The sequence below is a fragment of the Ruegeria sp. CL7 genome, from assembly GCF_056536445.1.
In genome coordinates, this window is record NZ_JBQFPQ010000001.1 from 356,568 (window position 1) to 377,723 (window position 21,156).

General features: G+C 59.2%; 19 protein-coding genes. 11 read left to right on the plus strand and 8 right to left on the minus strand.

Annotated elements, in window-relative coordinates:
• The first annotated feature begins 73 nt into the window (after nucleotides 1-73).
• Both ACR0LI_RS01770 and ACR0LI_RS01775 read left to right on the plus strand, forming a co-directional pair.
• Nucleotides 74-1,852: an SLC13 family permease gene (locus ACR0LI_RS01770; protein ID WP_480717914.1), complete on the plus strand. Its 1,779-nt coding sequence runs from the start codon at nucleotides 74-76 to the stop codon at nucleotides 1,850-1,852.
• 95 nt (nucleotides 1,853-1,947) lie between these two features.
• Nucleotides 1,948-2,685: a YbaY family lipoprotein gene (locus ACR0LI_RS01775; protein WP_253283895.1), complete on the plus strand. Its 738-nt coding sequence runs from the start codon at nucleotides 1,948-1,950 to the stop codon at nucleotides 2,683-2,685.
• A gap of 13 nt (nucleotides 2,686-2,698) precedes the next feature.
• On the opposite strand, the gene ACR0LI_RS01780 is transcribed toward ACR0LI_RS01775, so the two are convergent.
• The 4 genes from ACR0LI_RS01780 to ACR0LI_RS01795 all read right to left on the minus strand — a co-directional run bounded on the left by ACR0LI_RS01780 (nucleotide 2,699) and on the right by ACR0LI_RS01795 (nucleotide 7,825).
• Nucleotides 2,699-4,360 carry an FAD-binding dehydrogenase gene (locus ACR0LI_RS01780; protein ID WP_480717915.1) on the minus strand — a complete coding sequence of 554 codons (1,662 nt, stop codon included), beginning with the start codon at nucleotides 4,358-4,360 and terminating at the stop codon, nucleotides 2,699-2,701.
• A 10-nt stretch (nucleotides 4,361-4,370) separates the two neighbouring features.
• A complete protein-coding gene (locus ACR0LI_RS01785) occupies nucleotides 4,371-5,228 on the minus strand; it encodes a bile acid:sodium symporter family protein (RefSeq protein ID WP_480717916.1) in 858 nt (285 codons plus the stop codon).
• A 73-nt stretch (nucleotides 5,229-5,301) separates the two neighbouring features.
• Nucleotides 5,302-6,036: a glutamine amidotransferase gene (locus tag ACR0LI_RS01790; protein WP_480717917.1), complete on the minus strand. Its 735-nt coding sequence runs from the start codon at nucleotides 6,034-6,036 to the stop codon at nucleotides 5,302-5,304.
• A gap of 16 nt (nucleotides 6,037-6,052) precedes the next feature.
• A complete protein-coding gene (locus ACR0LI_RS01795) occupies nucleotides 6,053-7,825 on the minus strand; it encodes an SLC13 family permease (RefSeq protein ID WP_480717918.1) in 1,773 nt (590 codons plus the stop codon).
• Nucleotides 7,826-7,935: 110 nt separating this feature from the next.
• On the opposite strand from ACR0LI_RS01795, the gene ACR0LI_RS01800 reads away from it, so the two are divergent.
• Complete coding sequence (locus ACR0LI_RS01800; RefSeq protein ID WP_152458737.1) at nucleotides 7,936-8,676, plus strand: YebC/PmpR family DNA-binding transcriptional regulator; 741 nt, start codon at nucleotides 7,936-7,938, stop codon at nucleotides 8,674-8,676.
• A 149-nt stretch (nucleotides 8,677-8,825) separates the two neighbouring features.
• A complete protein-coding gene (locus ACR0LI_RS01805) occupies nucleotides 8,826-10,103 on the plus strand; it encodes a permease (protein ID WP_480490678.1) in 1,278 nt (425 codons plus the stop codon).
• Between the two features lie 11 nt (nucleotides 10,104-10,114).
• On the opposite strand, the gene ACR0LI_RS01810 is transcribed toward ACR0LI_RS01805, so the two are convergent.
• Entirely contained in the window at nucleotides 10,115-10,804 is a 690-nt protein-coding gene (locus ACR0LI_RS01810; protein WP_171722874.1) for a nitroreductase family protein, read from the minus strand.
• 26 nt (nucleotides 10,805-10,830) lie between these two features.
• On the minus strand, nucleotides 10,831-11,724 hold the full coding sequence (locus ACR0LI_RS01815; RefSeq protein WP_480717919.1) for a LysR family transcriptional regulator ArgP: 894 nt from the start codon (nucleotides 11,722-11,724) through the stop codon (nucleotides 10,831-10,833).
• Between the two features lie 87 nt (nucleotides 11,725-11,811).
• Here ACR0LI_RS01815 and ACR0LI_RS01820 point away from each other — a divergent pair, with 87 nt between their 5' ends.
• From ACR0LI_RS01820 to ACR0LI_RS01850, 7 genes are all read left to right on the plus strand, one after another.
• Nucleotides 11,812-12,411: a LysE/ArgO family amino acid transporter gene (locus ACR0LI_RS01820; protein WP_171630864.1), complete on the plus strand. Its 600-nt coding sequence runs from the start codon at nucleotides 11,812-11,814 to the stop codon at nucleotides 12,409-12,411.
• Nucleotides 12,412-12,451: 40 nt separating this feature from the next.
• The gene (locus ACR0LI_RS01825; protein ID WP_171227849.1) at nucleotides 12,452-13,360 is read left to right on the plus strand and encodes a DMT family transporter; all 909 of its coding nucleotides are present in this window, start codon (nucleotides 12,452-12,454) and stop codon (nucleotides 13,358-13,360) included.
• A gap of 87 nt (nucleotides 13,361-13,447) precedes the next feature.
• Nucleotides 13,448-14,020, plus strand: a complete 573-nt coding sequence (betI, locus tag ACR0LI_RS01830) for a choline-binding transcriptional repressor BetI (RefSeq protein ID WP_171630867.1) — start codon at nucleotides 13,448-13,450, stop codon at nucleotides 14,018-14,020.
• Nucleotides 14,017-15,525, plus strand: coding sequence for a choline-sulfatase (betC, locus tag ACR0LI_RS01835; protein WP_480717920.1), 1,509 nt, complete (start codon nucleotides 14,017-14,019; stop codon nucleotides 15,523-15,525). Before betI ends, betC begins: the two co-directional genes overlap by 4 nt.
• A 70-nt stretch (nucleotides 15,526-15,595) precedes the next feature.
• On the plus strand, nucleotides 15,596-17,254 hold the full coding sequence (gene betA / locus ACR0LI_RS01840; protein ID WP_171227852.1) for a choline dehydrogenase: 1,659 nt from the start codon (nucleotides 15,596-15,598) through the stop codon (nucleotides 17,252-17,254).
• 55 nt (nucleotides 17,255-17,309) lie between these two features.
• Nucleotides 17,310-17,957, plus strand: a complete 648-nt coding sequence (locus tag ACR0LI_RS01845) for a thermonuclease family protein (RefSeq protein WP_171630873.1) — start codon at nucleotides 17,310-17,312, stop codon at nucleotides 17,955-17,957.
• Nucleotides 17,958-18,057: 100 nt separating this feature from the next.
• Nucleotides 18,058-18,297, plus strand: coding sequence for an HP1242/YdcH family protein (locus ACR0LI_RS01850; RefSeq protein ID WP_152458727.1), 240 nt, complete (start codon nucleotides 18,058-18,060; stop codon nucleotides 18,295-18,297).
• Between the two features lie 81 nt (nucleotides 18,298-18,378).
• Here the strand turns inward: ACR0LI_RS01850 and ACR0LI_RS01855 are convergent, their stop codons facing one another.
• Entirely contained in the window at nucleotides 18,379-19,779 is a 1,401-nt protein-coding gene (locus ACR0LI_RS01855; protein ID WP_480619925.1) for a helix-turn-helix domain-containing protein, read from the minus strand.
• Nucleotides 19,780-19,842: 63 nt separating this feature from the next.
• Entirely contained in the window at nucleotides 19,843-21,048 is a 1,206-nt protein-coding gene (locus ACR0LI_RS01860) for a multidrug effflux MFS transporter (RefSeq protein ID WP_480717921.1), read from the minus strand.
• Nucleotides 21,049-21,156: the final 108 nt, after the last annotated feature.

Sequence of the window (21,156 nt, forward strand, 5' to 3'; positions counted from 1 at the left end):
GCTCTGTCGGGCGCAATGCGTGAAACTGCATGTCATCAGGCGCTTGGGCCCGGGTTCGGACAGAATACCACGAATGAATTTCCTTTCACTGACAGACACAGGAAGCGCAGTTCTGGCGCTGGTCATCGTTGCGGGCATGTTTATCATGTTCCTGCGCGAGGTTTATCCGACCGAAGTCGTGGCCATTGGCGGTGTCTCACTGATGCTTGTAACCGGCATTCTGCCCTATCAGAATGCGCTTGCAGTTCTGTCCAACCCGGCACCCTGGACGATTGCCGCGATGTTCATCATCATGGGGGCTTTGGTGCGGACCGGAGCCCTGGATTCGTTCACCTCGACCGCGCAAAAGCAAGCTCAGGTGAACCCGCGTGTCGCAATCGCTTTGCTCATGGGGTTTGTCGTGCTGGCCTCGGCGGTGGTTTCGAATACGCCAGTGGTCGTGGTGATGATACCGGTCTTTGTGCAAATCGCCCGCACCCTGAATGTTCCCGCGTCCAAATTGCTGATTCCGCTGAGTTATGCGGCCATTCTGGGCGGCACGCTGACATTGATCGGCACGTCCACCAACCTGCTGGTTGATGGTGTGGCCCGCGCGCAGGGGATGAAACCCTTTACGATTTTCGAAGTCACGCCGCTGGGGATCGCGCTGGTGATCTACGGCATGATCTATTTGCGGTTCATCGCGCCGAAACTGTTGCCCGAGCGGGACAGCATGGCGTCGCTGCTCAGCGACCGGTCCAAGATGAAGTTCTTTACCGAGGCCGTCATTCCGCCGGACAGCAACCTGATCGGGCGCGAAGTGACCGGCGTGCAGTTGTTCAAACGCCCCGGCGTGCGCCTGATCGATGTCATCCGGGGGGATGAGTCGTTGCGGCGCAACCTGAAAGGCGTCGAACTTAAGGTCGGCGACCGGGTGGTTCTACGCACCGAGATGACCGAGCTTCTGAGCCTTCAGCGCAACAGGGAACTCAAACGCGTGGATCAGGTATCGGCCGTTGAAACCAAGACGGTTGAGGTGTTGATCACGCCCGGATGCCGTCTGGTGGGTCGGACCCTTGGGATGATGCGGCTTCGGCGTCGTTATGGCGTTTACGTGCTGGCGGTGCACCGCCGCAACCAGAATATCGGTCGTCAACTGGATGACTTGGTGGTCAGGGTTGGGGATACGCTGCTTTTGGAAGGTGCCCCGGCGGATATCCAGCGGCTGGCGGCGGAAATGGACATGGTGGATGTCACCCAGCCATCGGCTCGTGCCTTCCGTCGCAGCCACGCACCGATTGCGATTGGGGCTCTTGTAGGGATTGTTGCCCTTGCCGCGCTGGGCATTGCGCCCATCCTGTTGTTGTCGATTGTGGCCTGCGCCGTGGTTCTGCTGACCCGTTGTATCGATGCGGATGAGGCGTTTTCTTTTGTGGAAGGTCGCCTGTTGGCGTTGATCTTTGCGATGCTGGGCATTGGGGCTGCGCTGGACAGTTCGGGCGCGGTTTCTCTGATCGTCGAGGCCGTTGCGCCGGGGCTCAGTGTCTTGCCGCCATTCCTGATTATCTGGGCGATTTACCTGCTGACCTCGGTGCTGACGGAACTGGTTTCCAATAACGCCGTGGCGGTTGTGGTCACCCCGATCGCCATCGGTTTGGCGCAGGCGGTCGGAATAGACCCGCGTCCGCTGGTCGTCGCGGTCATGGTGGCGGCCTCGGCATCTTTTGCAACTCCGATCGGATACCAGACGAACATGATGGTCTATGGCCCCGGGGGCTACAGGTTCACCGACTTCATGAAGGTCGGTGTGCCGCTGAACCTGACGGTCGGATTGTTGGCGTCTCTGCTGATCCCGTTGATCTGGCCGTTATGACATCGGCACAGATTTGCCGCTTTATCCGCGGCGTACTTGTAAATGTCAGATGAACAGCAATCTTTTGTAGAAATATTACTTTAAGGGGTACTGCCATGCTGACATTCGGCCGCACCATGTTTCCTGCGGTTGCTTTCGCCACCGTTTTGAGCGGCGCATCGCTTGCCGGAACCGTCGAAGGAACTGCAACCTACCGAGAGCGTATTGCGCTTCCGCCTGACACGACCTTGTTCGTCGAGCTTCAGGATATCTCATTGGCGGATGCGCCGGCCGAAACGCTTGCCGCGCAGAGATATGCTCTGACCGGAGTTCCGGCGCAGTTCGAACTGACCTATGATGACGCATTGATTCAGGACGGGCGCAGATACGCCGTGCGTGCTTCGGTCATGCAGGGGCAAAAGCTGTTGTTCACCACGGACACCGTTTATCCGGTACTTACACATGGGGCCGAGAATTCAGCTGACCTGCTGATGATACAGGTGCAACACCAAGGTGCTGCGATGCTGGAAAACACCGAATGGGTCGCTTCGGGCCTCAATGGTGCGGCTGTCGAGACAGAGAAACGTCCTGAACTTGCTTTTGGGCAGGGCGGGGCATTTTCAGGCAGCGGAGGTTGCAACCGGTTCAGTGGCCAGGCCGAGATTTCTGACAATCGGATTGCGTTCCCGGACAATATGGCTGCAACGCTCATGGCTTGCCCACCCCCGCTGGATGAGGTCGAGCGGCAGTTTCTCAAGGCGATGCAAAGTGTCACGACCTTCGCGATGCAAGGCAACGCGCTGGCCTTGCTGGATGCTCAGGGTGAGCCGGTGATCAAAATGATGCGCAAGTAATAGGGCAGGGCTGTCACGCGATGGCCCTCGATCGTCCGGCGTTGCGACCCGAAAAGATGCAGCCGCCCAGGAAAGTTCCCTCAAGCGCGTTGTAGCCGTGATAGCCACCGCCTCCGAACCCGGCGACTTCGCCGGCTGCGAACAGGCCCGGCACAACCTGACCGTCGGCGCCGATCATCTGACTGTCCAGATTGGTCTGCAAACCGCCCAGTGTCTTGCGGGTCAGCACGTGCAGCTTGACCGCGATCAGCGGGCCATTCCTGGGGTCCAGGAACTTGTGCGGTTTGGCGGTGCGGATCAGCTTGTCGCCGCGATAGTTGCGCGCCGCCAGGATCGCCATCATCTGCGCGTCTTTTGAGAACGGATTGTCCACCTGTGAATCCCGTGCTTCGATCTGGGCGCGCAGATGCGCCTCGTCGATCAGACCCCTGCCCAGGTGGTTCATGCCACTCACCAGTTCGGTCAACGTGTTGGCGACGACAAAATCCTCGCCCTTTTCCTTGAACGCCTCGACCGGGCCGGTGGCTTTCGACCCCGAAAGGATGCGCTGCCGGATCACTTCCTTCCAGCTGCCTGATGTGAAATCGGGGTTCTGTTCAGACCCGGACAGGGCGAATTCTTTCTTGATCACCTTCTGTGTCAGGACGAACCAACTGTATTCATAGCCAGTCTTAAGGATTTCGCGCAGGGTGCCCAGCGTGTCGAACCCGGGCAGGCAGGGGGGCTGCAACCGGTTTCCGCGCGCGTCGAACCACATCGAGCTGGGACCGGGCAGAATGCGAATGCCATGGTCGGGCCAGATCGGATCCCAGTTGCGCACGCCTTCGGTGTAATGCCACATGCGGTCTCCGTTGATGACATGGCCACCGGCCTTTTCGCTGATGGCGATCATCCGACCATCCACATGGAAGGGCACACCCGCCACCATGTCCTTGGGCGGTTCGCCCAGGCGGTCGCGGGGCCAGTTCTGGCGCACCATCTCGAAATTGCCACCGATCCCGCCCGAGGTGACGATGACGGATGGTGCATAGACCTCGAACTCGCCCACCTCGTCACGGTTGGTCTTGCCGCCGCGTGGGGCCGCATCATCGGCCAGAACCTCGCCCGAGACGCCCTTGGCCTCGCCGTTCTGCATGATGATATGGCTGACCTGATGGCGGAACTTCAGCTGGATCAGGCCGGCGCTGACATGGTCGCGGACCCGGCGGATGAAGTGTTCCAGTACGCCGGGTCCGGTGCCCCAGGTGATGTGAAAGCGCGGGACGGAATTGCCATGCCCGTTTGCATAAGACCCGCCACGTTCAGCCCAACCCACGACCGGAAACCAGCGCAGGCCCATGTCATGCAGCCAGGGGCGCATTTCACCGGCGGCGAACTCGATATACGCCTCGGCCCATTTGCGGGGCCAGGTGTCTTCTTCGCGGTCAAACTGCGCGCTTCCGATCCAGTCGCGCAATGCCAGATCGTGGCTGTCGCGGATACCCATGCGGCGTTGTTCCGGCGTGTCGACCATGAACAAGCCGCCCAGGCTCCAGAAGGCCTGGCCGCCCAGAAAACCTTCTGGTTCCTGATCGAGTATGATTACCTTCTTACCTCGGTCGCCCAGTTCGGCGGCGGCGGCCAATCCGGCCAGACCAGCACCGATTACGATCGCATCAGCAGTGTTGTTTGTCATAACGGTCCTTTCAGCGCCTGCGGAACCAGACAAGAAACGGCAGAACCACGGCGTACATCGTAATGCCATAAACTGCCGAGGGCAGGGCCAGCGGGCTGAACCCGCTTTCGGTATTCGTGATCAGCGCCGCCAGTGTAATGCCCAGCGTGGAGTTTTGAATTCCGGTTTCGATCGAGATCGTCTTGCACTCATTCCAGGGCAGGTTTGATATCCGCGCCAGCCCGAGCCCGATGAACAGCAGGGCGATATTCAAAGAAATCAAGCCTGCGCCCATGATGCCAAGATTGTCGACGAACAATTGCCAGTTCCCGGCCAGTGCCGCGGCAACGATCAGCACGAACAAAACGGTCGCGAGCGTCGACAATCCCGGCTCTACGCGGTTTGCAAACCCTGTTGCAAAGTTGCGAATTCCGACCCCGATGGCCACAGGCAGCGTTGTTATCAGAAACAATGCAACAGCCAGCCCGGTGATCGAAACCTCGGGGGCTTCGTCGCCCATGAAGTGCCTGATCGACCACGCGGCCAGTATTGGCACGGTCACCATCGACAAAAGGCTGATCACGGCGGTCAGGCTGACCGAAAGCGCGACATCGGCTTTGGCGAGCTTGGAGAGGATGTTGCTGGTTACGCCGCCCGGGCAAAAACTGAGCAGCATGAAACCAACCGCGATCTCGGGGGGCAATGCAAAGATTGTGACCGTCACAAAGGCCGCGACTGGCAAGAGAACAATCTGGCTTGCCGCCCCGATGGCAAAGGCGCGTCGCCGGCTCAGGACACGACGGAAGTCTGCCACCTCCAGCCCGATGCCCAGAGACAACATGATAATGGCAAGCGACACCGGCAAGCCGACATTCAAAAGCAAATCCAAGGACAACTCCTCCCAAAGTTGCGTCAGATCAGCCTATGCGAGGGGGCAAGGCGCAGGCAACCGCGCCGTTGGGTCATTCGTATCGTCGGACGAACCGACGCAGGATTTCGCCCGGCTGCGTGACATCGGCCGAATGGCAGTGGTCGATTAGTTTTTGCGCGTCTTCAGGCGGGAAATAGCCGTGGTTCTTGTAGATATTGATGCGCTGTTCAAAATCCCTGGCGTCGGCTTCTGGGTGGAACTGCGTGGCGTATACGTTCTGCCCCCAACGGATCATCTGGAACGGGCAGGGGTCTGACGCGACAAGGTGCACGCATCCCTCTGGCAGAGCCTGAACCGCTTCCTTGTGGCCAACGAAAGCGTCGAAGGTGGGTTCCAACCCGGCGGTCAACGGATCCTGCCGCCCTTCAGCGGTCAGGTGGCACGTGGATGGTCCGACGGGTTCGCCATACCGGGCCTTGCTGACGTCGCCGTCCAGGTAAGCCGCCAGAATGCCAAGGCCATAGCAGCAGCCCATGAACGGGTGATCCCGTGCGATGATCTGCGGCATCAATCCCATGATCGCAGCCTCGATCCGGGCATCCAGCGGGGATTTGGTCGCCGGGTCGTCACTGACGCATCCCGGTCCGCCGCCTACGATGACACCGGCATACTCCGTGACATCCAGCCCTTCTGGCAGGTCGTCGCAATCCAAACGGACGCGGTGCGCCCGTTCCTGAGGCATCCCGCTTCGGTTCAAGATCGAGGCATATTCGGCGTCGGACGCATCTGTTTCGGGGCGCAGTTGCAGGATCAAAAAGGGTTTCATGCGCAGCCTTTACCGGTCACAGCGGCCAGAATACAAGAATGGCGGGAACAGAAACGGCTATGATCAGCACTTCCAGCGGCAATCCCATGCGCCAGTAATCTCCGAACCGATAGCCGCCGGGACCCAGAACCAGCGTGTTGTTCTTGTGCCCGATGGGGGTCAGGAAGGCAGCCGAGGCCGCAACGGCCACGGTCATAAGGAACGGGTCGGGTGACACCTCGAGCGTGCGTGCCATCTGTATCCCGACCGGCGCGGCGACAATGGCGGTGGCGGTGTTGTTCAACACGTCCGACAGAGTCATCGTGACAACCATCAATACGGTCAGAATGGCCCAGGCGGGCAGACCATCGGTCAGCTGGATCAGGGCGTTTGCGATCAGCGCGGTGCCGCCCGAGGTCTCCAAAGCACTGCCCAGAGGGATCATAGACCCCAGCAGTACGACCACCGGCCATTCGATGTGATTGTAAATGTCGGTGATCGGCATGATCTTGGTCAGCACATAGGCAATCACGACCAGTCCCAAAGCAATGGGAAGGTAGATCAACCCAACACTTGCGGCCAAAACAGCGGCGGCAAACAGACCGATGGCCAACCCTGCCTTGTCGTTTGCAGTAACGTTCAGCCCGCGTCCGGCAAGGGGCAGGCAACCCAGCCATTCCGTAACATCCGCAGCGCGGTCGCGGGGGCAGAGCAGCAGTAGGATATCGCCCGGTTCCACCTCGGTCTTGCGGACCTGTTGGGTGATCCTGCGCCCCTGGCGTGAGATGCCCATCAGAACGGTGCTTTGCCGCCAGGCCAGCCCAAGCCCTTGTGCCGTGCGACCTGTGATACGCGCGCTTTCCGGCACGACGACTTCGATCACTTCCAGCCCGTCACCCTCAGCCGTCAGCAATTCCTGCCGGCGCGTGTCCGAGAAGTTGAGATTGAGCGCCGCGCGAAACTCGTCCAGCGCTTCGGGTCGGGCTTCCAGAACCAGCGCGTCACCTTCTTGTAAAACAGCGTGCGCCGACCGGCCATAACGACGCTTGCCATCCCGGATTAATCCGATGATGGCCACGTCCGATTTCTCGGCCACCTCATAAAGCTCGCTGACCCGTTTGCCGATATGGGCGGATTCCGGGGGAACGGTCAGCTCGGCGATGTACTCGGCCAAGGTTTCCGATGTCTCGGCCTGCGGTCCGCGATTGGGGATCAGGCGCCAGCCTACCAGTGCGACAAAGGCAAGACCGGCGATCGCGGCCAGCCCACCGACCGGGGCAAAATCGAACATGTGAAACGGCTCGCCCAGTGTTTCGGTCCGGATCGACGCGATGATGATGTTCGGAGGTGTGCCGATCAGCGTCGCCATCCCCCCCAGAATAGTGGCAAAGCTCAGCGGCATCAGCGACAGGCCCACTGATCGTCCGGCCTTGCGTGCGGTCTGAATGTCCACGGGCATCAGCAGCGCCAGCGCCGCTACGTTGTTCATGAAGGCCGACAGAACCGCACCGATCCCACCCATCAGGGCGATATGCGCGCCCAGACCCCGCGAGGCATCCACCAGCGTGCGGGTGATCAGGAACACTGCTCCGGACCGGACCAAACCGGCAGAAACCACCAAAACCAGCGCCACGATGATGGTGGCCGGGTGTCCGAACCCGGCAAAGGCGTCATCCACCGGCACGACGCCCAGCACGACGCCGATCATCAGCGCGGCAAAGGCCACAAGGTCGTATCGAAACCGGCCCCACAGCAGCATTCCGAAGACGGTGATGAAAAGCGCAAAAAGAATGATCTGGTCTGTCGTCATGCCGTCACCATACTAGTCGGTGAAGCCGTCGCAAGCCGCTCTCTTGATCCTGCCCCCTGCAAACGTCTATATGAGCGCCGAACACGCAATCACGATGACGAGGACGCATTATGGCAGGCCACTCAAAATGGGCCAACATCCAGCACCGCAAGGGGCGTCAGGACGCCGCGCGGTCCAAACTGTTTTCCAAACTGTCGAAAGAGATCACCGTTGCCGCCAAGATGGGCGACCCCGATCCCGACAAGAACCCGCGCTTGCGTCTGGCCGTGAAAGAGGCCAAGTCGAACTCGGTTCCCAAGGATGTGATTGACCGCGCGATCAAAAAGTCCACCGCCGGTGAAGGCGACGATTACGAAGAAATCCGCTACGAGGGCTATGGCCCCAACGGCGTGGCCGTGATTGTTGAAACCATGACGGACAACCGCAACCGCACTGCGTCGACCGTGCGTTCGACCTTTTCCAAGAACGGCGGCAATCTGGGCGAGACGGGCTCGGTCGGGTTTATGTTTGAACGCAAGGGCGAAGTGATTTACCCGGCAACGGCGGGTGACGCAGACACCATTTTCGAAGCCGCCATCGAGGCCGGCGCGGAAGATGTCGAAAGTTCAGAGGATGGCCACATCATCTGGTGTGCGGATACGGATCTGAACGACGTTTCGAACGCGTTGGAAGCCGCGCTGGGTGAATCGGAATCCACCAAATTGGTCTGGAAGCCAACCACCACGACCGAGCTGGGTCTGGAAGACATGCAAAAGCTGATGAAGCTGGTGGACGCGCTGGAAGACGATGACGACGTGCAGCGTGTCACGACCAATTTCGAAGCCTCGGATGAGGTGATGGCACAGCTCTGAGTTGTTGCGGATCTTGACGGCGAAACCCGGCCCAACGGCCGGGTTTTTTCGTTTTCGGACAGTTTTGAAGAGTTGTTGGCTGAACCCTTCGAAACGCATAGGCTGGAAAAACTCGGAATTTCCGGGACAACACCACCGAAAGATCCGCGATGGATGCGACTGCTGAAAAGGCCAAGCGAAACGTGCCGGTTCTTGCTGGGCAGAGTATCGTGTCTCAGGTTGCGTGGACTCTGGGCAGCCCATCGGTGGTTTTGCCGTTTCTGGCCGTGTCATTCGAATTGCCGATGTTCGTGGCGGGCGCGCTGGTTTCGGTGCGAATGATTGGCAGCATGATTTCCGATTTCTTTCTGGCGCAATCCGTCGCGGCGAAATCGCAAAAGAAACGCGCCATTGCCCTGACCGAAGCGATCATCGGATCCTGTCTGGTTTTGGCGATGGTGGCCGCCGCGACCGGGATCGTTCCGTTGATCGCAGTGGTCTTCGTGGCGGTCTTTTTCGTGATCGGTCTTGTGGACGAGGTTCAGAACCTGATGTTCACCGATCTGCTGGGCGATCATGTCCACTCGCGTTCGCGCATGGTCCTGCATTACCTGCAACTTGGGGGCGGAGGCCTGTGTGCCATCGGTCTTGCCATGCTGGTGCATCAGATCACCAGGGAAAACCCACCTTTTTCCCGCCACTCAACCATGATCGGTGTATCGGTTGCGTTCTTCATGCTGTCAGGGCTTTTGATGCTGGCCATGACAGAGAATGCCCGCTCGGCGGAGTCGGCAAACAAGACCGGACCCACGGCAAAGCTGTCGTTCAAGGCCAATGCCCGGGGTATTCTGGGCATGTTCGAATACTCGTGGTTTCGGCGTTACATGGTCATGCGAATGCTCTTGGTGGCTGTTTCGCTCTCTGTCCCGTTCTTCGCGCTGATCGCGGCCGAGGCGCATCACAGCTCGGCCAAGGGACTGACCGCGATGATTGTTTCATCTGCTTCGGGCTATCTTGTGTCCGGGCCTTTGTGGCAGGTCGTGAACATGAAGTCTCATCGTGCCGTCATGGTGGTCGGGACACTGATGGTGGCCGCAACCGGTGGCGTTCTTCTGGCATTTCACGACTTGGGTATCGATCACGATGTGCATCTGCACGCGATCGCGCTGTTTGTCGTCACCGTTGCGGTGACCGGGATCAGCAGCGCGCGCAAGCTCTATTTCCTGGACGTCGCGCCCAAGGAACAGCGCGTTCAGGGATCAGCCGCGATCAAGTCTTTTACCCGTTTGTTGGCGGTGCTGCTTTCGGCGGCTCTGGCCGCGGTCGCCCATATGCACGAGGTTGCATTGGCCGTCGGGTTCATAGTCGCGGCCAGCCTGGTGGCCTGCGTGACATGCTATCTGACGATGTCGCCGGGCCGAAAGGACGCCTCTGGCACACAGGGCTGATGCGGCTCCGCCTAGAAAAAGGAAGAAATCTCGTCCAGGGGCTTTTTCAGCTTTGCAACGGAAGGCACGGTCGCGGTTTCCGAGGGATGTCCAACTGCGATGATCATTGTCGGTTTCTCTGAAGCGGGCCGACCCAGCGCATCGGTCAGAAATCGCATCGGGTTCGGGGTATGTGTCAATGTGCTGAGACCGGCGTGATGCAACGCCGCCAGCAGAAAGCCGGTGGCAATGTTCACACTTTCTGGCACATAGTAATTCTTGTACCGCGTCCCGTCTTCGAATTGCCCCCAGCGTTGGGCAAAGACCACGATCAGCCACGGGGCGATGGTCAGATGTTCCTTGACTGCGTTTGTCCCGATGGGTTCCAGAGCCTTGATCCATTCATCGCCCGCCGCTCCCGCGTAAAAGCGACGCTCTTCTTCCTCGGCTTCCTCGCGGATGCGCAGTTTCAGCTTGGGGTCCGAGATGGCAGCAAAATGCCAGGGCTGGTGGTTTGCACCTGACGGGGCCGTTCCCGCGGTGCGCAGGCAGGTTTCGATCACGTCACGAGCCACCGGGCGCGTGGAGAAGTCCCGAACGGTATGACGTCGCCGCATCTTTTCAAAAAAAGCCACTGCCGCGTCCTGCATGTCCGCATCACTGATCTCGCATCGGTCGGGCAGGGGAATGGGGTCATAACTGAGGGCGTCGCGCGAGAACATTGGTTCCTCCAATCGAATGAGTCTGACTATTTGCCTTGTGACGGTAGTAAAACCCGTTGCGCAGCATGCTGGACTGCCTGTGTAAGGGGTTTGAGCGCCGGGGCAAGAACCCGCCCGACCTGCCAGCTGAGCGCGATGTCCAGTGGCGCATCTGGAACGATCGGGCTCAGAAGTCCGCGCGCCATGGCGTCTTGCACAAGGGCTGTGGGGTTCATGCCCCAGCCAATTCCGGCGACTGCGGCATCAACGAACCCTTGCGAAGATGGCAGGAAGTGGAAAGGCGGTGACAGATGTTTGCCGGTGTGATGTGCGATCCACGCTTTTTGCAGACCGTCCTTCCTGTTGAAGACAAGGCAAGGCGCTTTGCTGAGGGTTTCCTCGGTAACGCCGTTCTTGAACCAGGTGTTGACAAATTCCGGGCTGGCGGTGGGCAGATACCTCAACACGCCCAGCTCAATCGCGTCGCAACCGCTCACGGTTTGTCCGCCGACAGTGACGGCGGCGCTGACCTCGCCGCGCCTCAGCCAGTCTGCAGAATGATCCTGATCGTCGATCACAAGGTCGAACAGCAGGTCGGGCACCCGCGCCATCGCGTCAATGAACCAGGTGGCCAGAATGTCGGCGGGTACCGCAACGCGAACCCTTGCGGACCCGGGTTCTTGTACCAGAGCCAATTCCCGTGCCAGCTGCGCCTCGAGCAGTCCGACATCTTCAGCGTAACGTGCGATGCGCTGCCCGGCTGGCGTTCCGGTGCAAGGGGTTCCCCGATGGATGAGCGAGGCGCCCACGCGATCCTCCAGCGCTTTTATCCGCTGGGATATCGCCGAAGGGGTTACAGCCAGTTCCGCCGCCGCCGCATCAAAGCTGCCATGGCGCAGAATGGCTGACAAGGCGGCCAATTGGTGAGGATCCAGAAGCATTAGCAAAACTTAACTGAGGGCAACATCTTTAATTTGATAGATCGCATCGCGGCCATTAGTCAACGCAAACGCAACGCAGGAGATACCATGCCTACATCCGTGATCGCCGGTTTCGCGCTGGGTTTCAGCCTGATCCTCGCCATCGGGGCGCAGAACGCCTTTGTTCTGAGGCAGGGCCTGCGGCGCGAGCATGTGTTTTTTCTGTGCCTGACCTGCGCGGTGTCTGATGCCATCCTGATCGGAGCAGGCGTAGCAGGTTTTGGCACACTGGCACAGGCCGCACCTTGGTTCGAAACCGTGATGCGATACGGTGGGGCGGCATTCCTGACCTGGTATGGCTTGCGCAGTCTTCGGTCGTCCTGGCTGGGTGGTTCGGTGATGGAAATCGGCAATGGCAAGCGAACCAGCCTCAAGGCTGCGCTGCTGACGGTTTTCGCGTTCACCTGGCTGAATCCGCATGTATATCTGGATACGGTCGTGCTGATCGGCTCGATCTCGGCCCAATATGACGACCGGCTTGGTTTCGCCCTCGGCGCGATGACATCCAGCTTTGTATTCTTCTTTTCGCTTGGCTATGGGGCAAGCATCCTGTCGCCTGTTTTTGCGCGCCCCAGGGCGTGGCAGGTGCTGGACGCAGGGATTGGCGTGGTCATGTTGGGTATCGCGTTGAAACTTGTTACCATGTGAAGGGTTGTTCCCGGCCGGGTTTCGGTGTTCAACCTTGAACATGACTTCATCCACCGTATCGTCCCGTCCGCTTGCCGGCATGTTCTGGATGTTCGCCGCCGGCTTGTCCTTTGTTGTGATGACCGCGCTGGTGAAGTCGCTGGGCACATCGATGAATTCCATCCAGGCCGCCTTTCTGCGATATGTGCTGGGGTTGGTGTTTCTGTTGCCGGCCATGCGGTCGATCATGGCGACGCATCTGACCCCCCGCCTGCTGACGCTGTTCGGTCTGCGAGGCGTCGTGCATGCGGTTGCGGTCATGCTCTGGTTCTTTGCGATGACACAGATCCCACTGGCCGAAGTTACAGCCATGAATTACATGACTCCGGTTTACGTCACACTGGGGGCGGCCCTGTTTTTGGGCGAAAAGCTGGCCTTTCGCCGGATTGCTGCGATTTTGGTCGCTCTGGTTGGCGTCCTGATCATCCTGCGGCCCGGGTTTCGCGAAGTGTCATCAGGCCATCTGGCCATGCTGGGAACGGCCCTGACCCTTGGGGGGTCGTATTTATTGGCCAAGATTCTGGTGCGTGACGTACCGCCCGCCGTCGTTGTGGCACATCTGTCGATCTGGGTGACCATTGCCTTGATACCCTTTGCGATCGCCGTTTGGACGCAGCCAAGCCTGCGGGATATCGGGGTTCTTTTTCTGGTGGCCAGCTTTGCGACCGCCGGGCACTATTTCATGACCCTGGCGCTTCAGGCGGCGCCAGTGGCCGTCACGCAGCCGGTGACGTTTCTTCAGCTGATATGGGCCACGATCCTGGGCGCCGCGGTTTTCCATGAAAGCGTTGACGTGTGGGTTGTCGCGGGCGGCACGCTGATCCTTGCCGCCGTGAGCTTTATATCGTGGCGCGAATTCGTGTTGAACCGCAAGGACTTGACGCCTCCGAGTATTGCGCCGAAGCTGTAACGACATCGCTCTCTGATTTTTCATTAATTGACGAGTCAATAAAAACCCCCTAGCGTGGTCCCGTGACGCCTGCTCAAGGGGAGAACGATGCCAAAAGTCGGAATGGAGCCAATCCGCCGGGATGCGATTGTTCGCGCGACAATCGCTGAGCTGGGCGTGAAGAAATCCCTTGATGTAACCGTCAGTCAGATTGCCAAACGTGCGGGCATGTCCAGCGCGCTTGCGCATCACTATTTCGGCGGCAAGGATCAGATCTTTCTGGCCGCCATGCGCCGGATCCTGTCGGACTTCGGCGAAGAAGCAAGGGGCGAGCTGAAAGCGGCTACGCCGGACCAAAGGGCGCAGGCGATCGTCAGGGCGTGTTTTGCGCCTTCTTGTTTCACACCCGATGTGATCGCGGCATGGATGACCTTCTATGTGCTGGCTCAGACAAATGATGATGCCCTGCGCCTGTGGCAGATCTATCAGGCCCGCATCAAATCCAATCTGACCCACGCCCTGCGGCACAAGTTGGCTGACCCGCAAGAGGCGGCCGAGAACATGGTTGCCCTGATTGACGGTCTGTACATCCGCGCCGCACTCAGCGCCCCTGAAGAACCGCAACTGGCCGTGAACCACGCGATGCGTGTGCTCAACACTCTGCTCGAGGCTGAAAAATGACAAAACCGAACATTCTGATCCTGATGGTGGATCAGCTCAACGGGACTCTCTTTCCAGACGGTCCCGCTGATTGGCTTCATGCTCCGAACCTGAAGAAACTGGCAGAACGGTCAACCCGGTTTGCCAACGCTTACACGGCGTCGCCCTTGTGCGCGCCCGGGCGGGCCAGCTTCATGTCCGGTCAATTGCCGTCGCGCACCGGCGTATATGACAACGCGGCCGAGTTTCGCAGCGATATCCCCACATACGCACATCACCTGCGCCGCGCGGGCTATTACACCTGCCTGTCGGGCAAGATGCATTTCGTCGGTCCCGATCAGCTGCACGGGTTCGAAGACCGCCTGACCACCGACATCTACCCGGCCGATTTCGGCTGGACCCCGGATTACCGCAAGCCGGGTGAACGCATCGACTGGTGGTATCACAACATGGGGTCCGTCACCGGCGCCGGTATTGCCGAGATTTCCAACCAGATGGAATATGATGACGAGGTCGCCTACAACGCCAAGGCCAAGCTTTATGATCTGGCACGCGGCAAGGATGATCGCCCGTGGTGCGTAACCGTCAGCTTCACCCATCCGCATGATCCCTATGTCGCCCGGCGCAAATACTGGGACCTTTACGAGGATTGCGCGCATCTGCTGCCCGAAATCGCTGATATCGGCTATGACAACCAGGATCCTCACGCCAAGCGGATCTTCGATGCCAACGACTGGCGTAGCTTCGACATCACCGAGGAAGACATTCGCAAGTCGCGCCGCGCCTATTTCGCCAATATTTCCTATTTGGACGACAAGATAGGCGAAATCCTCGAAGTGCTGGAAACCACCCGGCAAGAGGCGATCATCCTGTTCGTTTCGGATCACGGGGACATGTTGGGTGAACGCGGGCTGTGGTTCAAGATGAACTTCTACGAAGGTTCGGCGCGAGTGCCGCTTATGATCGCGTCGCCTGATCTGCCCGCCGGCCGGATTGATGCTCCGGTGTCAACAATTGACGTAACGCCGACCCTGGGGGCGCTGGCCGGCGTAGACATGGCCGAGATTGCCCCCTGGACCGATGGCGAAAACCTCGTGCCGTTGGCACTGGGCGAAGAACGAACCACACCGGTAGCCATGGAATACGCGGCCGAGGCATCCTACGCGCCGCTGGTCTCGTTGCGATATGGCAAGTGGAAATACAACCGCTGTGCGCTGGACCCTGATCAGTTGTTTGATCTTGAGGCCGACCCGCACGAAGTGAACAATCTGGCAGACAGCCCCGAACACGCAGGTACGCTGCAAACACTGCGTGCCAAATCCGAGGCCCGTTGGGATCTGGATCGCTTCGACGCCGAAGTCCGTGCCAGCCAGGCGCGGCGTTGGGTTGTGTACGAAGCGCTGCGGCAGGGCGGATACTACCCGTGGGACTATCAGCCGCTGCAAAAAGCGTCGGAACGCTACATGCGCAATCACATGGATCTGAACATCGTCGAGGAAAACGCCCGGTTCCCACGCGGCGAATAACCTCTTCATCTTTTCGAAAATACTCCCGCCGGAGGCATCCAACCTTCTCGGCGGGGCAGGAGTTGTGGAAATGGAAGCAGATTTTGTCATCGTCGGCGCAGGGTCCGCAGGCTGCGCAATGGCATATCGTCTGAGCGAGGCCGGGGCCTCGGTTCTGGTGATCGAACACGGCGGCACCGATATGGGGCCGTTCATTCAGATGCCGGCGGCGCTGAGCTATCCGATGAACATGTCGCGCTATGACTGGGGCTATCAGTCCGAGCCCGAGCCGCACCTGAACAACCGCCGCCTGGCCTGTCCGCGCGGCAAGGTGATCGGCGGGTCGTCCTCGATCAATGGCATGGTCTATGTTCGCGGCCACGCGCGCGATTTCGATACCTGGGCCGAGATGGGGGCTGACGGTTGGTCTTACGCGGATGTTTTGCCTTATTACAAACGGATGGAAACCTGGCACGACGGCGGCCACGGGGGCGATCCGGCATGGCGCGGCACTGACGGTCCGCTGCACGTGTCGCGCGGCCCGCGCGAGAACCCGTTGTTTCAGGCCTTTGTGGATGCCGGTCAGCAGGCCGGTTACGAAGTCACGGGCGACTACAACGGTGAAAAGCAGGAAGGCTTTGGCCCGATGGAGCAGACCGTCTGGAAAGGGCGGCGCTGGTCTGCGGCGAATGCCTATCTGAAACCCGCGCTCAAGCGCGACAATTGCGATATCGTGCGCGGTCTTGCGTCTCGGGTTGTCATGGAAAACGGCCGCGCCACAGGGGTCGAACTGATCCGTGGCGGCAGGAAAGAGGTCATCAAGGCCCGGCGCGAAGTTGTTCTGGCGGCATCGTCGATCAATTCGCCCAAGCTGCTGATGTTGTCCGGTATCGGCCCAGCGGCGCATCTGGCCGAGCATGGGATCGACGTCGTGGCGGATCGCCCGGGGGTTGGTGCTAACCTACAGGACCATCTTGAGCTGTATATCCAACAGGCGTCGCTGCAACCGATCACGCTCTACAAGCACTGGAACCTGTTCAGCAAGGGCCTGATCGGGGCGCAATGGCTGTTTACCAAAACGGGACTGGGCGCATCGAACCAGTTCGAAAGCGCTGCGTTCATCCGGTCGAAGCCGGGCGTGGAATACCCCGACATTCAATACCACTTCCTGCCGATAGCGGTGCGCTATGATGGGCAGGCCGCTGCCGAGGGGCACGGGTTCCAGGCGCATGTCGGCCCGATGCGGTCCCCGTCACGCGGGGCGGTCACATTGCGCTCTGCCCAAGCCGCAGATGCGCCGGTGATCAAGTTCAACTACATGAGCCATGAAAAGGATTGGGAGGATTTCCGCACCTGTATCCGGCTGACCCGCGAAATCTTTGGGCAAGCCGCCTTCAAGCCCTTTGCGGGCAAGGAAATTCAGCCCGGTTCCGCTGTCCAAACGGATGAAGAGCTGAACGCCTTTATCGCGGAGCATGCGGAAAGCGCCTATCACCCCTGCGGTACGTGTCGGATGGGGCGCGCGGATGACAAGAATGCGGTAGTCGACCCCCAAGGCCGTGTCATCGGCGTGGACGGGTTGCGCGTTGCGGACAGTTCAATCTTTCCGCAGATCACCAACGGCAACCTTAATGCGCCGTCTATCATGGTGGGTGAAAAAGTGTCGGATTCGCTATTGGGCAAAGATCCGCTGCCGAAGGCCAATGATCGTCCGTGGATTCACCCCAACTGGGCAACCGCTCAACGTTAACCTTTCCAAACGGCCCCCGGTTGAATGCGCGTGAAATACCGCGCATATCGGGGGCATGTTAAGGATTTGTTTAACCTTTGTTCTTCTGCTGCCAGGTCTAACCCATGCCGCAGAGCACCTTGCGGGTCGGGTTCACGTAATCGATGCGGACACCTGGAATGTCGGTGGTGTTCGGGTGCGGCTGCACGGTATCGATGCGCCCGAACTGGATCAGACCTGTCAGGATTCCGACGGATCAAGCTGGCCGTGCGGGGCGTGGGCCACTCATATGGTTCAGAAGCAGTTTCAGGGACGGATGACCACATGTGTCCCGGTGGATCGGGATCGCTACGGTCGCATCGTTGCTCGGTGCAGCGTGGAGCGCGAAGACGTCGCCACCCAGATTGTAGAGCAGGGCTTGGCCTTTGCGTACCGCAAATATTCGGACACGTATGCAGGCGCCGAGCGGGTTGCGAAGACTGGAAACAGGGGATTGCACAAAACTCAGATTCAGGTGCCTTGGGTGCACAGGGCGCGCAAGAAACCGAAATCCTCTGATGTATGCATTATTAAAGGAAATGTTTCGTCAAAGGGCGAAAGGATCTTTCACGAACCGGGCCAGAGGTACTATTCCAAGACCCGGATCAGCGCAGCCAAGGGCGAGCGATGGTTTTGCTCTGCTGCCGAAGCACGTGCAGCGGGTTGGCGTGCTGCGCGACGCTGAATTCTGAATTTTTACTGTATGAAATTGATCCGCGTCAAAGTGGGCGGCGCGTCACGCTTCTACCACTGATATGCAACGACATATTAAGGAGCGAACAGACATGTCCCACACCCCGCATGAACTGGCCGAAGAGTTTCCGGACAAGGTTGAACTGATGAGCCAGCTCAAGCAAACGGACGCGCATTTTGCCCGTCTGGCTGATGAGTATCACGAGGTCAATCGCGTTGTGCATCGGGCTGAAACCAACGTCGAACCCATGGAAGACCTGGCCGAAGTTGATTTGCGCAAGAAGCGGGCAGCGCTGAAAGACGAAATCTGGGCGATTTTGTCCAAGGCCTGAACATTATGGCCGGGGGATACTGTCCCTGTCCTTTCCCGGCCCCGGTCGGGGCTCCCCCGGTTAATTTCTGGCCATACGAACTCAGGTGACTTCGTATGGCAGGGTGCCGCGCGTATGGGTGTCGATGCTGAGCCGACGTTCCAGCGGCGGGACCGAGCGCTGATGGCAGTTTTGCCGCTCGCAGATGCGGCAGGAAATGCCGATGGGCTCGTAAGCGCTGGCGTTGTTTATGTCGAGGTTGTCGGCATACACGAGCGCCGGGGCGTGGCGCACTTCGCACCCCAGCGCAATTGCGTACCGCCTGACCGGTGCGCCGAATGAACCACCTGATTTCGACACATCCCGAGCCAGCGAGATATAACGCACACCATCCGGCGTTTCTGCCAGTTGCCGAAGGAAATGGCCCGGCGTTTCAAAGGCCCGATGCACGTTCCAAAGGGGGCATGCGCCACCAAACCGTGCAAATTGCAGACGCGTGGCCGAGTGCCGTTTCGTGATTGTTCCGGCCTGATCCACGCGGACAAAAAAGAACGGGATACCTTTTGCACCGGGGCGTTGCAGCGTCGACAGTCTATGCGCAACCTGCTCAATCGATGCGCCGAACCGGTTGCTGAGCAGCTCCAGATCGTGGCGCTCTTCCTGAGCGGCGGTCAGGAATGCGGAATAGGGCATCAAGGAAGCGCCGGCGAAATAATTGGCGAGGCCGATCTTAGCGATGGACCGTGCCTCTTCGCTTTGGAACTTGGCAAAATCGAGTGTCGCTTCCAGCAGCTTGTCCTGACTGATCAATGCGACCTGCAACAGCAGTTGAAACACTTGCGTTTGCGGAGTCGAGCGAGAGGAAAGGCGCAGGATTTTGCTTTCAGCGTCATAGGTGCGCAAAGGGGCGATGTCAGAGAACATCACTTGAATGCCACGCTCAGTCAGGCTGTTCAAAGCAGCCTGCCGGATGCTGCCCGGGCTTTCCGCGCGATTGGCGAACAGTTCTGCCGCCCGGTCCACGGCGTCGATGTAGTTGTCGCAATAGTGGAAGAAGTCCCGCACCTCTTCCCAGGGGCTGGCCTGCATTCGGGCGTCTTCCCGCCCCAAAGCTTCGTCCAGTGACGCGAGGCGTTCATGCGTTTGCCGGTAGGTTTTGTGCAGCTCGATAAATGCGCGGGCCAAGGCCGGGGCGTTTGATGCCGTCAGGCGTAAATCGGCAAGTGGCGGCAGAATATCCGCAAAAACCGGGTCGGCCAAAGCTTCGCGCATGTCCGACACCAGTCGCTCGCTGTCGCCGGTGCTGAGCTCGGTGACATCCATGCCGAATTCTTGTGCCAGAGCCAACACAACCGTGGTCGAGATCGGCCGGTTGTTGTTCTCCATCTGGTTCAGATATGGGAGTGAAACACCCAGTTTCGCCGCGAATTCGCGTTGTGTCAGGGCCAGTCGCGTGCGCATTTCACGCAGTTTCGCGCCGGCATAGAGCTTTTGGGTGGCCATGAGGTGCCTTTGCAAGTTTTCTGTTTGGGGAGATTAACTTTGCAAAGTTTTCTGGGCAAGTCGTTACAGCCCCAATTGCCGTTCTCGCCGAATGACGGATACAATTGCGAAAATCGCCAGAACTGCGGAGGTGAGCATCAGCCAGAGCAACGGCATGGCTCCGGTTTCCCGGGTCAGCAGGGTGCCTGCCAGCGCGCTCAGGCCCGCGCCGCCCCCCAGCATGATTGCGCCGCTCAGCCCCGAGGCGGTAGCGGCCAGATGCGGACGAACAGACAATGCGCCGGAAGTGGCATTGGGAATGGCCATGCCGTTTCCGACGCCCACAAAGGTCATCAAGCTGAAAAAGCTGAGTGCGGTGCCCAGACCTGCGAGGAACAAGGATGCCGAAAGCGCAACGCCCAAGGCGTTCAGCAGGCTGCCCCACAGCACCATCCGGTTGATGCCAATCTGCATGGAAAAACGACCGCTCAGAAAGTTGCCAACAAAATAACCGACTGCCGGTGCACCAAAATAAATGCCGACCTGTGCCGCGCTTAGTCCGAACAGCTCGGTTCCAATAAAGGGCGCGCCACCGAGATAGGCAAAGAAGGTGCCCGAAGACAACGCGCAGGACAGTGAATAGCCCCAGAACCGTGGCGAGGTCAGAAGTTCAGGGTATTCCTTGAACTGCTGAACAAGGGTCTTGCCGCTTTTGGCTGACGTTTCGCCAAAATCCGCGAAGGTCAAGGCAAGCGTCAATCCACCCAGGGCGAAAGGCAGCCAGAAATTCGCTTTCCAGCCAAAGCTTTCCTCCAGCAGCCCGCCGATCGCCGGGCCGATCATCGGGACCACGGCCATACCCATTGTCACATATCCGATCATCGATGCCGCCTGATCCTGATCGTACATATCCCTTACCGCGGCTCGGCTGAGAACCATGCCGACAACCACGACCGCCTGGCACATTCTGAACGCCAGAAAGATTTCAACGTTGGGGGCATAGATGCATCCAAGCGTGGCCAGCAGGAACAAGCCGATCCCCCACAGCAGAACTGGCCTGCGACCTGCCTTGTCGGCGAGCGGCCCAATCAGGATTTGCAGAACGGCATTGACCAGAAGATACAGCGCGATCGACAGCTGCATGACCTTGTAATCGGCGCCAAAATACGCGGCCATGTTCGGCAGGCTCGGCAGAAACAGGTTCATGCTCAGCGCAGACAAGCCCGCGAGCAATACCAGTGTCGCCAATGTGGGTGGTGTGCGGCGAACCGCGCGAGAGCTGAACTGCATGGTTCACATGTATAGTCATGGAATTTGGGATTGCCAGCAATCCAGCGATCTCAATAAGAGACTTTGCAAGTTTACAGTTATCCAGATTGTTGTTGCTGAATATTTGCA